14 protein-coding genes, 1 tRNA gene and 1 pseudogene are annotated in these 15,055 nt (G+C 68.6%); 14 read left to right on the top strand and 2 right to left on the bottom strand.

Annotation, left to right across the window (positions count from 1 at the left end):
* Window positions 1-61 precede the first annotated feature (61 nt).
* Window positions 62-1,804 carry a CTP synthase gene (locus tag B118_RS0122675; RefSeq protein WP_027647049.1) on the top strand — a complete coding sequence of 581 codons (1,743 nt, stop codon included), beginning with the start codon at window positions 62-64 and terminating at the stop codon, window positions 1,802-1,804.
* The gene (locus tag B118_RS0122670; protein WP_018812703.1) at window positions 1,801-2,406 is read left to right on the top strand and encodes an NUDIX domain-containing protein; all 606 of its coding nucleotides are present in this window, start codon (window positions 1,801-1,803) and stop codon (window positions 2,404-2,406) included. Before B118_RS0122675 ends, B118_RS0122670 begins: the two co-directional genes overlap by 4 nt.
* Before the next feature lie 59 nt (window positions 2,407-2,465).
* Here the strand turns inward: B118_RS0122670 and B118_RS0122665 are convergent, their stop codons facing one another.
* Window positions 2,466-2,690, bottom strand: coding sequence for a TM2 domain-containing protein (locus B118_RS0122665; RefSeq protein ID WP_018220105.1), 225 nt, complete (start codon window positions 2,688-2,690; stop codon window positions 2,466-2,468).
* Window positions 2,691-3,019: 329 nt separating this feature from the next.
* Here B118_RS0122665 and ald point away from each other — a divergent pair, with 329 nt between their 5' ends.
* From ald to B118_RS0122620, 9 genes are all read left to right on the top strand, one after another.
* Window positions 3,020-4,135 (top strand): alanine dehydrogenase, encoded by a 1,116-nt coding sequence (ald, locus tag B118_RS0122660; RefSeq protein WP_018812701.1) that lies wholly within the window; start codon window positions 3,020-3,022, stop codon window positions 4,133-4,135.
* Between the two features lie 17 nt (window positions 4,136-4,152).
* On the top strand, window positions 4,153-5,133 hold the full coding sequence (locus B118_RS0122655; protein ID WP_027647050.1) for a site-specific tyrosine recombinase XerD: 981 nt from the start codon (window positions 4,153-4,155) through the stop codon (window positions 5,131-5,133).
* Window positions 5,134-5,301: 168 nt separating this feature from the next.
* Window positions 5,302-6,225 carry a ParA family protein gene (locus B118_RS0122650; protein WP_018215055.1) on the top strand — a complete coding sequence of 308 codons (924 nt, stop codon included), beginning with the start codon at window positions 5,302-5,304 and terminating at the stop codon, window positions 6,223-6,225.
* Between the two features lie 44 nt (window positions 6,226-6,269).
* Window positions 6,270-7,361 carry a segregation and condensation protein A gene (locus B118_RS0122645; RefSeq protein WP_028193500.1) on the top strand — a complete coding sequence of 364 codons (1,092 nt, stop codon included), beginning with the start codon at window positions 6,270-6,272 and terminating at the stop codon, window positions 7,359-7,361.
* Window positions 7,354-8,238, top strand: a complete 885-nt coding sequence (gene scpB, locus B118_RS0122640; RefSeq protein ID WP_026270955.1) for an SMC-Scp complex subunit ScpB — start codon at window positions 7,354-7,356, stop codon at window positions 8,236-8,238. The genes B118_RS0122645 and scpB overlap by 8 nt, the downstream gene beginning before the upstream one ends.
* Complete coding sequence (locus B118_RS0122635) at window positions 8,225-8,995, top strand: pseudouridine synthase (protein ID WP_018828920.1); 771 nt, start codon at window positions 8,225-8,227, stop codon at window positions 8,993-8,995. The genes scpB and B118_RS0122635 overlap by 14 nt, the downstream gene beginning before the upstream one ends.
* A 166-nt stretch (window positions 8,996-9,161) precedes the next feature.
* On the top strand, window positions 9,162-9,845 hold the full coding sequence (gene cmk / locus B118_RS0122630; RefSeq protein ID WP_018220099.1) for a (d)CMP kinase: 684 nt from the start codon (window positions 9,162-9,164) through the stop codon (window positions 9,843-9,845).
* Window positions 9,842-11,245, top strand: a complete 1,404-nt coding sequence (gene der / locus B118_RS0122625) for a ribosome biogenesis GTPase Der (RefSeq protein WP_018220098.1) — start codon at window positions 9,842-9,844, stop codon at window positions 11,243-11,245. The genes cmk and der overlap by 4 nt, the downstream gene beginning before the upstream one ends.
* A gap of 127 nt (window positions 11,246-11,372) precedes the next feature.
* Window positions 11,373-11,446 (top strand) — tRNA-Pro (locus B118_RS0122620).
* Window positions 11,447-11,500: 54 nt separating this feature from the next.
* Here the strand turns inward: B118_RS0122620 and B118_RS0122615 are convergent.
* Window positions 11,501-11,830, bottom strand: a pseudogene (locus B118_RS0122615) (tyrosine-type recombinase/integrase); the annotation flags it as partial.
* A 391-nt stretch (window positions 11,831-12,221) separates the two neighbouring features.
* Here B118_RS0122615 and B118_RS0122610 point away from each other — a divergent pair.
* From B118_RS0122610 to B118_RS0122605, 3 genes are all read left to right on the top strand, one after another.
* On the top strand, window positions 12,222-12,533 hold the full coding sequence (locus B118_RS0122610; protein ID WP_028193499.1) for an Imm50 family immunity protein: 312 nt from the start codon (window positions 12,222-12,224) through the stop codon (window positions 12,531-12,533).
* A gap of 178 nt (window positions 12,534-12,711) precedes the next feature.
* On the top strand, window positions 12,712-12,870 hold the full coding sequence (locus B118_RS33955; protein ID WP_420329467.1) for a DUF6980 family protein: 159 nt from the start codon (window positions 12,712-12,714) through the stop codon (window positions 12,868-12,870).
* A gap of 786 nt (window positions 12,871-13,656) precedes the next feature.
* Window positions 13,657-15,048 carry an IS30 family transposase gene (locus B118_RS0122605; RefSeq protein ID WP_028192378.1) on the top strand — a complete coding sequence of 464 codons (1,392 nt, stop codon included), beginning with the start codon at window positions 13,657-13,659 and terminating at the stop codon, window positions 15,046-15,048.
* The last annotated feature ends 7 nt before the right edge of the window (window positions 15,049-15,055 follow it).

The raw sequence follows: 15,055 nt of genomic DNA, 5'->3' as shown, positions 1-15,055 counted from the left end.
ATCACTCTGCTGATCGGCACGGCGGTCTGCACGACCGCGACAGACGACACGGGAGCAGGCCTTGGCCCCTTCAGTACAGACGACCAGGCACATTTTCGTCACCGGGGGCGTGGCCTCCTCGTTGGGCAAGGGCCTGACCGCCTCCAGCCTCGGCAGCCTGCTCACCGCGCGTGGCTTGCGTGTGGTGATGCAGAAGCTCGACCCCTACCTCAACGTGGATCCGGGGACGATGAATCCGTTCCAGCACGGTGAGGTCTTCATCACCGAGGACGGCGCCGAGACCGATCTCGATGTTGGGCACTACGAGCGGTTCCTCGACCGGGACCTGTCCGGGAAGGCCAACGTCACCACCGGGCAGATCTACTCGGACGTGATCGCCAAGGAGCGGCGCGGCGAGTACCTGGGGGACACCGTCCAGGTCATCCCGCACATCACCAACGAGATCAAGTCACGGGTGCTCGGGATGGCCGAACCAGACGGCGAGGGCCAGGTGCCGGACGTCGTCATCACCGAGGTCGGCGGAACCGTCGGCGACATCGAGTCGCTGCCGTTCCTGGAGGCGATCCGGCAGATCCGCCACGATCTGGGCCGGGACAACTGTTTCTACCTGCACGTCTCGCTGGTGCCCTACCTGGCGCCGTCGGGCGAGCTGAAGACCAAGCCCACCCAGCACTCGGTCGCGCAGCTGCGCAGCATCGGCATCCAGCCGGACGCACTGGTACTGCGCTGCGACCGGGAGATCCCGGACAAGGTCAAGCAGAAGCTGGCCCTCTACTGCGACGTTGACCTGGAGGCGGTCACCGCCGCCGCGGACGCACCCAGCATCTACGACATCCCGAAGGTGCTGCACCGGGAGGGCCTTGACGCGTACGTGGTGCGTCGGCTCGGCCTCTCCTTCCGGGACGTGGCCTGGGCGCGCTGGGACGACCTGCTGGAGCGGGTGCACCAGCCCCGGCACACGATCACCGTCGCGCTCGTGGGCAAGTACGTTGACCTGCCCGACGCGTACCTGTCGGTGAGTGAGGCGATCCGTGCCGCCGGCTTCGGGCACCGGGCCCGGGTACGGCTGAAGTGGGTGCCCAGCGACGAGTGTGTCACCTCGGCCGGTGCCGCGGCCGCCCTGGCCGGCGTTGACGGCGTCGTCATCCCGGGCGGGTTCGGCGTCCGCGGTATCGAGGGCAAGGTCGGTGCCGCCCGGCACGCCCGGGAGAACGGCGTTCCGCTGCTCGGCCTCTGCCTCGGCCTCCAGTGCATGACCATTGAGGTGGCCCGCCACCTCGCCGGGCTGGACGGTGCGAACTCGCTGGAGTTCGACGGGGAGGCCACCCACCCGGTCATCGCCACCATGGCCGACCAGGAGGACATCGTCGCGGGCCGGGGCGACCTCGGTGGCACCATGCGGCTCGGGGCCTGGCCAGCTGTGCTCACCGAGGGGTCGATCGTCGCCGAGGCGTACGGCAGCACCGAGGTCAGCGAGCGGCACCGGCACCGGTACGAGGTGAACAACGCCTACCGTGACCTGCTCACCAAGGCGGGCCTGCACATCTCGGGGACCTCGCCGGACGGCCGGCTGGTCGAGTTCGTCGAACTCGACCGCGAACTGCACCCGTTCTTCGTGGCCACCCAGGCACACCCGGAACTGAAGAGCCGTCCGACCCGCCCGCACCCGCTGTTCGCCTCCTTCGTGGCGGCGGCGCTCGCGTACTCGCAGGCTGATCAGCTCCCGGTCGACCTGGACGGTACGGCGACGACGGCAGCCAGCAACGGCGGGGCCTCCACGGCGCGGGCGACTTCGACCCCGTGAGCACGGTAGGTCACCGTTACCAGGTGCGTTCGCGCGTCGAGCGGTACCGGGGTCGGATCTTCGACGTGGTCACCGACGAGGTGACCATGCCCGGTGGCGGCACCGCCCAGCGGGACTGCGCCCGACACCCCGGCGCGGTATCGGTGGTGGCCCTGGACGAGGCCGGTCGGGTGGTGCTGATCCGGCAGTATCGGCACCCGGTCGGCCGGCATCTGTGGGAGCTGCCGGCCGGCCTGCTGGACATCGCGGGCGAGGACCCGGCCGCCGCCGCCGGCCGGGAACTGGCCGAGGAGGCTGACCTGAACGCCGGTCGGCTCGACGTCCTGGTCGATGTGCACAGCTCACCCGGGTTCACCAATGAACTGGTCCGGGTGTTCCTGGCCCGCGACCTCACCGAGGTGCCGGTCGGCCGGCGACACGGCCGGTCCGAGGAAGAAGCCGATCTTCAGATCGTCCGGGTCGCCCTGGACGAGGCGGTGGAGAAGGTTTTGGCTGGGGGGATCACCAACGCCGCGACGGTGGCCGGGCTGCTCGCCGCCGCCCGCGCCCGGGACGCGGGCTGGACGACGCTGCGCCCGGCCGGGACACCGCTGCCGAGCTGAACACCATTCAGGTGAAGGGGGGCCGCTCACGGCCCCCCTTCACATACGGTGAAACCGGGTCAGTCGCGCAGCGGTCGGCCCTGGCCGTCAACGCCACCCTTGACCAGGATCAGGACGCCGTCAACGATGCCCCAGATGCCGCCCAGGCCGCACGTCACCAGGGTGACGACGAGCTGGAGTACGCCGATCTTGGTGTGGCCCATGTAGAACCGGCCGATGCCGAGGCCTGCGAGCAGGATCTGCAGAATGCCCGCGACGATCTTACTTTTGTCGGACACCCCCATCGGGTGGCCGGGCTGGTTAAGAGGAGTAGTCATGAGGCGACACAGTAGTGATCCACAGTCAGCCGTCTGAACGGGGGATCAACAAGTCTGGCGAGAAAGCGGCGAATCTGGTCTCAACGGCGGAGTAGGCCGCCGAGCGCCGGGCGGGGACGACCAAGACCCGCTTGACACATCGTCAGCGGGAGTGCTGACCACATGTCACAGTGCTGGCTCCCGGACGGTCGACTCCGGCCTAGACTGCCGCCGGCGGGGCCTGAGCACTGCGGCAACGGAGCCGCTGTGGCGCCGAGTAGCCGGGGCGAGCAGCCCCGGAGAAGGGGGTCTGCATCGTGAAGGTCGGCATCCCACGTGAGATCAAGAATCACGAGTACCGAGTGGCGATCACACCCGCGGGCGTCAACGAGTTCGTCCGCGCCGGCCATCAGGTCCTCGTCGAGTCCGGCGCCGGCGTCGGCTCCAGCACCAGCGACGAGGACTTCGCCGCCGCCGGCGCCACGATCCTCCCCACCGCGGACGCGGTGTGGGAGACCGCCGAGCTGGTACTGAAGGTCAAGGAGCCGGTCGCGGAGGAGTACCACCGGATGCAGCCGGGCCAGGTCCTCTTCACCTACCTGCACCTGGCCGCCTCCAAGGAGTGCACCGACGCGCTGCTGGACCGCGGAGTCACCGCCATCGCGTACGAGACCGTCGAACTCCCCGACCAGTCGCTGCCCCTGCTCGCCCCGATGTCCGAGGTAGCCGGGCGGCTCGCCCCGCAGGTCGGCGCCTACCACCTACAGGCCCAGGGCGGTGGACGTGGCGTACTGATGGGCGGCGTCTCCGGTGTGTACGCCGCGAAGACCGTGGTGATCGGTGCCGGCGTCTCCGGGATGAACGCCGCCGCCATCGCGCTCGGCCTCCAGGCCGAGGTGCTGCTGCTGGACAAGAACGTGGCCCGGCTGCGTCAGGCCGACGCGATCTACCGAGGGCACCTGCAGACGGTCGCCTCCAACGCGTACGAGATCGAACGGGCGGTGGTGGACGCGGACCTGGTCATCGGCGCGGTGCTGGTGCCCGGCGCCAAGGCACCGACCCTGATCCCCAACGAGCTGATCGCCCGGATGAAACCGGGCAGCCTGCTGGTCGACATCTCCATCGATCAGGGGGGCTGCTTCGAGGACTCGCATCCCACCACCCACGCCGAACCGACGTACCCGGTGCACAACTCCGTCTTCTACTGCGTGGCGAACATGCCCGGGGCGGTGCCACACACCAGCACCTACGCGCTGACCAACGTGACCCTGCCGTACGCCCTGGAACTGGCCAACTTCGGTTGGCGGGAGGCACTGCGTCGGGATCCCGCCCTCGCGCTGGGCCTGAACACCCACGATGGTCAGGTTGTCTACGGCCCGGTCGCCGACGCGCACGGTATGGCCACCCTGCCGTTGGTCGAGGTGCTGGCCTGACCGGCGGCGAGGCAACCATGGCGGCCGAGGCCGGACCAACTCCCGCGCCGGCCCTACGCCGCGCCGTCCGCGGCTACCTGGACCACCTCGCCGTTGAGCGGGGACTCGCGGCGAACACCCTCGCCTCGTACCGGCGGGACCTGGCCCGCTACCTCGACACCCTCGCGTCGAGCGGGGTGACCGACCTGGCGTCGGTCGCCCCGGGCCAGGTGGAAGCCCACCTGGCCCGGCTGCGCGTCGGGGACGAGGAACGCCCGCCCCTCGCGGCGTCCTCCGCGGCCCGGGCCGTCAGCGCCGTACGCGGTCTGCACCGCTTCGCGCTGCGCGAGGGCCTGACCGGGGCCGACCCGAGCCGTGCGGTCCGCCCACCCGCACCGCCCCGCCGGTTGCCCCGGGCGCTGCCGGTTGACGACGTGATCCGGCTGCTGGACGCTGCCGCCGGTCCGGTCTCCGCCGCCGGTCCAGAGGCGCCGCTCGGGCTGCGTGACCGGGCGCTGCTGGAGTTCCTGTACGGCACCGGCGCGCGGATCTCCGAGGCGGTCGGCGCCGCCGTTGACGACCTCGACACCGACACCGGCGCGGTACTGCTGCGGGGCAAGGGCGGGCGGAACCGACTGGTCCCGATCGGCGGGTACGCCGTGGCCGCGCTGCATGCCTACCTGGTGCGCGTCCGCCCCGGCCTCGCCGCCGCCGGCCGAGGCACCCCGGCGGTCTTCCTCAACTCCCGCGGCGGCCCGTTGTCCCGGCAGGGCGCCTGGGCCATCCTGCGCGGTGCCGCCCGGCGCGCCGGCCTGCCGGACATCGGGCCGCAGGCGGTCTCCCCGCACACACTGCGGCACTCCTACGCCACCCACCTGCTCGACGGTGGCGCCGACGTGCGCGTGGTGCAGGAACTTCTCGGCCACGCCTCGGTCACCACCACCCAGGTCTACACGCTGGTTACCGTCGAACGGCTACGGGAGGTGTACGCGACCGCCCACCCGCGGGCGCTCGGTTGATGGGTGTGACACGCCGGACCGGTGCTGAGCGGCCTGCTCGCCGGTGGCGTACAGTCGGGTTCGGCGCGGACCTGGCGGAAGTGACGCGGCCAGGATTCGCGACGGCGTCGCGAAGGACGTCGGTCGGCTCCGACGCCGGTGTGGTCGTCGGGAGGGGGCAACGAAGACATGGTTGGCGACGGTGGCCGTGCCGAGACCTGGACGTCGGAGCTCCGCGAGCAGCAGTCCACACTCGGCAATGACCTGGGCCCGGCAGATCCGGCCGCGTACACCACGCGGAAGCCGATCCCCGAACCGATGCCGACCGATCGGCACGGCCCCGCCCGCATCATCGCGATGGCGAACCAGAAGGGCGGTGTCGGCAAGACCACCACGACCATCAACCTGGGCGCCGCGCTGGCCGAGTACGGCCGCCGGGTGCTGCTGGTCGACTTCGACCCGCAGGGCGCCCTCTCGGTCGGTCTGGGAGTCAACCCGCACAACCTCGACCTGTCGGTCTACAACCTCCTCATGCAGGACGACGTTACCTGCGACGATGTGCTGATCAAGACCGACGTGGCGGGCCTGCACCTGCTTCCGGCCAATATTGACCTCTCCGCTGCCGAGATCCAACTGGTCAACGAGGTCGCCCGGGAGATGGCGCTGGCGCGGGTGCTGAAGAGCATCCGCAAGGAATACGACTTCATCCTGATTGACTGCCAGCCCTCCCTGGGTCTACTGGCGATCAACGCGCTGACCGTTTCCCACGGTGTGCTCATCCCGTTGGAGTGCGAGTTCTTCAGCCTCCGCGGCGTGGCCCTGCTGCTGGACACAATCGACAAGGTGCGCGAGCGACTCAACTTCGACCTGGAGCTCGAAGGCATCCTCGCCACCATGTACGACAGCCGCACCACCCACTGTCGCCAGGTGCTGCAGCGGGTGGTCGAGGCCTTTGGCGACAAGGTCTACCAGACGGTGATCACCAAGACCGTGAAGTTCCCCGAGTCCACCGTCGCCGGGGCACCGATCACCACCCTCGACCCGGCCTCCTCCGGCGCGCGTAACTATCGGCAACTCGCCCGTGAGGTGATCGCCGCCCAGGCGGAGCGGTAGCCCGGAGGCCAGGCGGAGCGGTAGACCGGGAGTGGGGCGCCCAGGTGGTGGACTACGGTTTGCCGGTGACCGCACCGCCCCTCGACCAGCCCACAACCCCCGCCGGGGCCAGCACCACCGCCAGCGGCGGGGAGGAGACCAGCGGCTTCACCGTCCGGCTCGCCAACTTCACCGGCCCGTTCGACCTGCTGCTGCAACTGATCAGCAAACACAAGCTGGACGTCACCGAGGTGGCGTTACACCAGGTCACCGACGAGTTCATCGCCTACCTGCGGGCGATGGGTGAGCACTGGGACCTGGATGAGACCAGCGAGTTCCTACTCGTCGCCGCCACCCTGCTCGACCTCAAGGCGGCCCGGTTGCTACCCGCTGCCGAGGTCGAGGACGAGGCGGACCTGGCCCTGCTGGAAGCCCGAGATCTGCTCTTCGCGCGGCTGCTGCAGTACAAGGCGTACAAGGAGGCGGCGGCGCACATCGCGGCGCTCGAGGAGATCGGCGGACGGCGGTACCCACGGGCGGTGACGCTGGAGCCACGGTATGCGCAGGCCCTGCCCGACCTGGTGTTCGGCATCGGCCCGCAGCGGCTACGGGACCTGGCTGTCCGGGTGTTCACCCCGAAACCGCCACCCGAGGTGTCCATCGCGCACGTGCACCAGGTCCGGGTCAGCGTCCGGGAGCACGCCGAGATCATCGCCGAGCGGTTACGACGGGCCGGTACGGCCACGTTCACCGGGCTCTGTGCGGACTGCGAGGCACTTCTGGAGGTGGTGGCCCGCTTCCTCGCCCTGCTGGAACTCTACCGGGAAGGGCTGGTCGCCTTCGCCCAGGAAGAGGCCCTGGAAGAGCTGACCGTACGCTGGACCGGCCCCGTCGACGGCGGAGGTGACCTGGATATCGACGAGTATGCGGGGACGCTCCCCACCGCCGGGTCCGACGGGGCTGGGCGGGCCGACTCCACGCTGGTCGATTCGGGACCGGCCGACTCCGGGCCGGTCGATTCGGGGGCAGCCAACTCCGGGCCGGTCGACTCCGGGTCCGGAGAGGCAACGCCACACCCGGCGACCAGGTCGTACCCGACAGGGTCGGTGCCACCCGGCGGAAGGCCGGCTACGACAGAGGACGAGCGAGATGGGTGACGAGGAACACGGGGACTCCCTGGCCGACCAGGCCGCCGCGTGGATCCCGCCATGGGAACGCCACCGCGAGACACCGGCCAAACCGGTCGAGGAGGCACAAGCCGCCACCGCTACGAGCGGGGGAGAACCCAACCCCGAACCACTCGGTGTCGCCGAGAGTGGCCACACCGTCGCCGTACCCGGAGAATCGGCTGGTGCTGGTGCTGGTGCTGGTGCTGGTGCTGGTGCTGGTGCTGGTGCTGGTGCTGGTGCTGGTGCTGGCCGGGAATCTGCACCCGACCGGGAACGGTCCCATCAACGGGGGCCGGCGCCACCCCCCGCGTCGGTGCTCGACGACGCCGAGCTACACGGCGCCCTGGAAGCGATCCTCCTGGTCGTGGACGAGCCGGTCGCCGAGACGACCCTCGCCGACGTGCTGGAGCAGCCACTCGAACGGATCCGGACGATGCTGCACGCCATCTCCACCGACTACACCACCCGCGGGCACGGCTTCGAACTGCGCCGAGCGGCCGGCGGGTGGCGGCTGTACACCCGGCCGGAGTACGCCGGGTACGTGGAGCGCTTCGTCCTCGACGGCCAGACCGTACGGCTGACCCAGGCCGCGCTGGAGACCCTGGCCGTGGTCTCCTACAAACAGCCGGTGACCCGATCCCGGATCTCCGCCATCCGCGGTGTGAACTGCGACGGGGTGATCCGTACCCTGGTCTCCCGCGGGCTGGTGGAGGAGTGCGGCACCGAACCGGAAACCGGTGCCTACCTCTACCGGACCACCTCCCTGTTCCTGGAGAAGCTCGGCTTGGACAGCATCACCGACCTGCCGCCGCTCGCTCCGTTCCTCCCCGACGATGTGGAAGACCTCGCCGATGCCTCGCGATAACCGCGCCCCGAAGCCCGACGCGCCCGTCTACACCGGCCCAGAACGCCTCCAAAAGGTGCTCGCCGCCGCCGGTGTCGGATCTCGACGTGCCTGCGAAGACCTGATCTTCCGCCGGCGGGTGACCGTGAACGGCCGAGTCGCCCAACTCGGTGACCGGGCGGATCCGACCTCCGACACCATCCACGTAGACGGTGAGCGCCTCCAGGCCGACACCCGTCTGGTCTACCTCGCCATGAACAAGCCCCGGGGGGTCGTCTCCACCATGGCGGACGAGAAGGGCCGTACCGCCATCGCCGACTTCCTCGGCAACCGGGTGGAACAGCGGGTCTACCACGTCGGACGGCTCGATGCGGACAGCGAGGGCCTGCTGCTGCTCACCAACGACGGCACGCTCGCGCATCGGCTCATGCACCCCTCCTACGGGGTGCCCAAGACCTACCTGTGTGAGGTGTCCGGCCCGATTCCGCGGTCGCTGGGCCGGCGCCTCGCCGCCGGAGTCGAGCTGACCGACGGTCCGGCGACGGTGGACGCGTTCCGCCTCGTGGACACCCTGGGTAAAACCGCCCAGGTAGAGGTCACCCTGCACGAAGGACGCAAACACATCGTGCGGCGCCTGCTCGATGCCGTCGGCCACCCGGTATCCCGGCTGGTGCGGACCTCGATCGGGCCGATCCGGCTCGGGGACCTCCGCGCCGGGCGCACCCGTCGGCTCACCAACGCGGAGGTCGCCGCGTTGTTCAAGGCGGTTGGCGACTGACGCCGGCGGTGGCGGGTACCGCAGCCGGTAAGCTCCGTGCGGCCCGCCGCGCGGGGGGCGGTCGCTGCCGGAGGTCCGGCACGAGGGGACCGCACCGTGCCAGGCATCATTGTCGGCGGGCAAACCGCTCGCGGGTATCGCGAGGTACGGACTGAGGAGGATTGCGGTGGAGGAAAACGTACGGACCGGGCGCTGCGTGGTCGCTGTGGATGGGCCGTCCGGTTCGGGTAAGTCCACCGTTTCCCGGCGACTCGCGATCGCCCTGGGGGCCCGCTACCTCGATACCGGCGCGATGTACCGGGCGGTCACCTGGGCGGTACTGCGCTCCGGAGTTGACCTGGCTGACCCGTCGGCCGTGGCCAAGGTCGCCGGAGAAACCGAGCTCGGCATCGGCACCGATCCCGAGGGATACGGTGTGACCGCTGACGGCGTACCCGTCGAGGAGGAGATCCGCGGACCCGAGGTGACCGGGGCGGTCTCGGCCGTGGCCGCCGTACCGGCGGTCCGCTCGTTGCTTGTCGCCCGACAGCGGGACCTCGCCGCCGCCGCCGGTCGGATCGTGATGGAGGGGCGCGATATCGGCGCGGTAGTAGCCCCCGACGCTGATCTGAAGGTCTACCTGACCGCGTCCGCGGCGGCCCGGGCAGCCCGACGCAGCGCCGAGGACGCCACCGATGCGGGCCGCACCGCCGCCGACCTGGCCCGCCGGGACCAGTTGGACTCAACTCGCAAGGCCGACCCGATGACGCAAGCCCCGGACGCCGTGGTGCTGGACACCACCGAACTCGGCATTGACGAGGTCGTCGCGCGCCTGCAGGAGATGCTCGCCGAGCGGGGCGTGGATCGATGAACGAGCCAACCGGTTGGGTGGGGTGGGACGGCCCTGAACCCGATGCCGAGGAGGCCACCGCCCCGCAGCCGGTGGTGGCCGTGGTTGGCCGGCCCAACGTGGGAAAATCGACGTTGGTAAACCGATTGATCGGGCGTCGGCAGGCGGTCGTCGAGGACGTACCCGGGGTGACCCGGGACCGGGTTCCATACGACGCGCAGTGGAACGGCCGACAGTTCGCTGTCGTCGACACCGGCGGCTGGGAGCCCGATGCGAAGGACCGTGCCGCCGCCATCGCCGCCCAAGCGGAGTCGGCCATCACCACCGCCGACGTGGTGCTGTTCGTGGTCGACGCGGTGGTGGGCGCCACCGACGTGGACGAGGCGGCAGTGAAGATGCTGCGCCGCAGCGCCAAGCCCGTGATCCTGGTGGCGAACAAGGCCGACAACAGCTCCATCGAGATGGAGGCATCCGCGCTCTGGTCGCTCGGACTGGGGGAGCCGTATCCGGTTTCGGCCCTGCACGGCCGGGGCGCCGGCGAGCTGCTCGACCTCATCCTGGACCGGCTACCGGAAGCACCCAAGATCGTCGAGGACCGCCCGCGGGGCCCCCGTCGAGTCGCCCTCGTCGGCCGGCCCAACGTCGGCAAATCCAGCCTCCTCAACCGCTTCTCCGGGGAGATCCGGGCAGTCGTTGACGCGGTCGCCGGCACCACCGTCGACCCGGTGGACAGCCTGGTGGAGATCGGCGGCGAGGCCTGGCAGCTGGTCGACACCGCCGGCCTGCGCAAGCGGGTCGGCCAGGCCAGCGGCACCGAGTACTACGCGAGCCTGCGTACCGCCTCGGCGATCGAGGCCGCCGAGGTCGCGGTGGTCCTGCTCGACGCCAGTGAGGTCATCAGCGAACAGGACCAGAGAATCCTGTCGATGGTTACCGATGCCGGCCGGGCCCTGGTGATCGCCTTCAACAAGTGGGACCTGGTGGACGCCGACCGTCGGTACTACCTGGACCGGGAGATCGAACGGGAACTACGCCGTATTCCCTGGGCGATCCGGCTGAACCTCTCCGCCCGGACCGGACGCGCGGTGGACAAGCTCGCCCCAGCGCTCCGGCGGGCACTGGCCAGCTGGGAGACGCGGGTACCGACAGCACAGCTCAACGCGTGGCTCACCGCGCTGGTGCAGGCGACCCCGCACCCGGTGCGTGGGGGGCGGGCACCGAAGATCCTCTTCGCGACCCAGGCAGGAGCGGCGCCGCCACGGTTCGTACTGTTCACCACGGGCCCACTGGACGCGGGCTACCAGCGGTTCGTGGAGCGCAAACTCCGGGAGGAGTTCGGTTTCGAGGGAAGCCCGATCGAGATTTCGGTACGCCCCCGCAAGAAGGTCGGTCCCGGCGGTCGCGGCAAGGCCCACGGCTAGCCTCAGCCCACCCCACCCTCCCGGCCCGCCCGGGAGGGTGGGCGTTGACACCGAGGGGTGGATACGGGCAACGGAAAGATCGTGCGGTAGGCTGTACCGGCTGTCGCGGGGAAGCCGGCGGGAGCATCGGGACGTGGCGCAGCTTGGTAGCGCACTTGACTGGGGGTCAAGGGGTCGTCGGTTCGAATCCGGCCGTCCCGACGCAGGTCAAAGGGCACATCCGATTGAAGGATGTGCCCTTTTGTGGCTGGGTGACTATGCCTCAGCGCCGAAGAGCCTGTCCATGATGATCGCGCCGCTTAAGAGCACCGGCCGGAGCTGGTGTCGGTAGACGCCCTCGGTGACGGTCGTGCCAGAGTGCCCACAGAGGTCGGCGATCTGTTCGATGCTCATGCCGCTGTCGGACAGCAGGGACACGAAGCTGTGTCGGAGCTCGCGTGGGGTCCAGTCGCGCGGGTCAAGGTGGCCCGCAACGGGCCGCACGCGTCGCCGCCTGGGCGCGTGCCAGCCGCTGCCGCTGTCGCTCTGCGGCCGTCCCGCCTGATGCCCGGCGGCTGGCGCGGACAGCGGGGAGCCCGGGGCCGCCGTAGACGGGCCGGGTGGGGAAGTGGTGGGGGTTCGTCGCCGCCGGCAGCCGGCTGCGCCCGCCGGAGCGACGCGGCGTATGGGTAGGGCAGGCCGGGTCCGCGCGGCGGGGCACGGTGGCGAGCTGGTGGCGGTTACTGCGCCTCCGGCGGGGGCGCTCGGGCTCCGGGATGGCCGGGGCCTCGTGGGTGGGCTGCGGTCCGTGGGTGGTTGCGCGGGCCATCCCGCCAGCCGACGACCCGGGCGAGCCGAGCAGACCACCAACTCGACCCGCCAGCGTCCGACCGTGCGTCAAGGCCGCCTTGACGTGGCAGGCCGGGCGGCGGCCCGCTCCCCAGGAGGGCGGGTCGACGGCAGACGGGATGGCACGACTACCGTCGCCTGATGAGGGGTGAAGGAATCCGAGATGTCGAGCTGGATTGATCTCTTGTATAAGCCGGATGGGATCCGGGCGATCTACGGCGCGGATCTGCCGACGCTGAGGTCGGTTGATCTACATGAGTTCTCTCTTGACCGTGACGGTCCAGTGGCTATGTTGAGATTTGATCTTGCTGAGTTTCCCCGGAGGCCTCCGAAGAAGTGGGCTGATCAGGGATTAAACGTTGTGCAGGTCCAGCTTAGCCTGGGAGGTGTGCAACGTTTGGCCGTCGTCGGCTGGGAGACGCATGTCACCATCGATATCGATGTCGAGCGCAGGGGGTGACGTGATTTCACTCAGAACTATGAATGGTCCAGTCGACATAAATGTAGAGGCAAGATCGCTCGTATTGTCACGTCTTTCGGCGTACTGCGATGCTTCAAGAGAAGATCCCTTGCGACCTGCTGGAAATAGTGCGTGACAAGTTCGGAATCGAGTGCGAACAGCACTTAGGCCAGTTCGAATGCCCAGACAGCCTGATCTACCACAACCCGGACCGAGCGAAGAGCGTTACGGCCTCATTTTCCACGATGGTGGCAGCTCGTACATCGCGATCCGTCACTGCCCATGGTGCGGTACCTCCGTATCGGGCATGGACGAGAAGGATGAGCCGACTGAGTGACCAACTGGGTGACGACCTTGGCCAGACCTTGATGGACAACCACGGACGTGCCCGCCAGCGTGGGCTGCGGATTCGGGCAGGTCCCTGCGAGCTGTATGTTGCCTGGGGGTCAAGGGGTCGTCGGTTCAACTTCGGCCGTCCCGACAGAAATGAAGCCCTGACCAGCGGATATCCTGGTCAGGGATTCGACTTTCTTCGATGAGATCGTGAACCGTCCCCCGGAAATACCGCTAGCGAGACAGCTCCTCAAGATCGCGAACGCAACCTACCCGCCGACTATTGCTCGGCGGATAGGTGACCGGGGGTTCGAGTAAGCTATTCTATTGTCCCCATGGAGATTACGATATCCTCCCGGCCTGTATACGACCAGAATACTGGTTTGTCATTATAATCAAGGTCTGCCTCGGCCCAAATCGGCTTGGCGGAGACGATGAACCAGTCGTGGCTGCGGGATAGCAGATAGAGGCCATAGCTGGGATCGACCTCCAGCCCATGTAGTTTGCTCAGGCGGTTCGACTCGTCGTGTGTGGCCCTTCGGAGCGAGAGTCCACGCAGCACGAATGGTGCGCATACGTGCTGAACATTTTGGAACAACACCTCGAGTCGGTAGGCGATATCCTTGCTTTGGACGGCGTTCGCCTGAAGCCACAGTTGGGTATGTGTCCTGCTTGCGTGGGTAATCTGGAAAACCCTGACTGGTGCGTCCAGGGAGGCGGCACTGTAACTGCGAATCATAGGGCGAATTCAACTGGTCGTCGCAACACCTTTGATGATGGAGGTGTTTGGATGGCGCGACGTCAGCAGCAGGCGGATCGGGCGTTGCGTCCGGCGATGCGTTCGCCGGGCAGGCCGATGCCGGCGCGGCATGTGCAGCGTGCGTTCTGGCGGTTGATCGCGCGGGGTAAGCGCACTGAGGAGGTAGCGCTTGAGCTCGGTGTGTCGACGCCTGTTGCAGTGCGGTGGTTTCGTCACGCTGGTGGCATGCCGCCGTTGAGTCTGGCCGAGCCTTCCGGCCGTTACCTGTCGTTTTCCGAGCGTGAGGAGATTGCGCTGCTTAAGGCGCAGGGGCAGGGTGTCCGTGCGATCGCCCGGGAACTCGGGCGGGACCCGGGCACGATCTCGCGTGAGTTGCGGCGCAATGCCGCGACTCGCAGCGGCAAGCTTGAGTACCGGGCCACCGTGGCGCAGTGGAAGGCACAGGTCACCGCGCGGCGGCCCAAGCCGGCGAAGCTGGCGAGTAACCGGCGGCTGAAGGAGTACGTACAGGCCCGGCTGAGCGGGCAACTGTGCCGTCGTGACGGCACAGTTGCCGCCGGCCCTGCGACGACCTGGAAAGGGCTGAACAAGCCGCACCGTGCAGACCGCCGCTGGGCGGCGGCCTGGAGCCCAGAGCAGATTAGTCGACGGCTGGTCGTCGACTTCCCCGATGATGAAGATATGCGCATCAGCCACGAGGCGATCTACCAGGCGCTCTACATCCAAGGGCGCGGCGCGCTCACGCGTGAGCTGGTGGCCTGCCTGCGGACCGGTCGGGCGCTGCGTAAGCCCCGTGAACGCTCGCGGAACAGGCCGCAAGGGCATGTCACCGCTGATGTCGTCTTGAGCCAACGACCCGCCGAGGTCAAGGACCGAGCGGTCCCCGGCCACTGGGAAGGCGACCTGATAATCGGACTGCACCGCTCCGCCATCGGAACCGTCGTCGAGCGCACCAGCCGATACACGCTCCTGGTCCACCTTCCCCGCATCGAAGGCTACGGAACCGTCCCGCCGGTAAAGAACGGGCCCGCCCTCGGCGGCTACGGCGCCATCGCGATGAAGGACGCACTCCAGTCCACGATGACCATCATGCCCGAGGGTCTGCGGCGATCACTGACCTGGGACCGCGGCAAAGAACTCTCAGCCCACAGCCAGTTCACGATCGATACCGGCATTGCGGTCTACTTCGCCGATCCCCACTCACCCTGGCAACGCGCCACGAACGAAAACACCAACGGGCTACTACGCCAGTACTTCCCCAAAGGCACCGATCTGTCCCGCTGGGGCCTCGAAGACCTCCTCGCCGTACAAACAGCGATCAACAGCAGACCCCGCAAGGTCCTCGACTGGAAGACACCCGCCGAAGCTCTCGACGAGCAGCTACGGTTACTCCAACCAACAAGCGTTGCAACGACCGGTTGAACCCAGG

This window comes from Salinispora pacifica CNR114 (assembly GCF_000514775.1).
In the GTDB taxonomy this organism is placed as follows: domain Bacteria; phylum Actinomycetota; class Actinomycetes; order Mycobacteriales; family Micromonosporaceae; genus Micromonospora; species Micromonospora pacifica.
The sequence above is the reverse complement of the archived record's forward strand: the minus strand, read 5'-3'. Positions and strand labels throughout refer to the sequence as shown.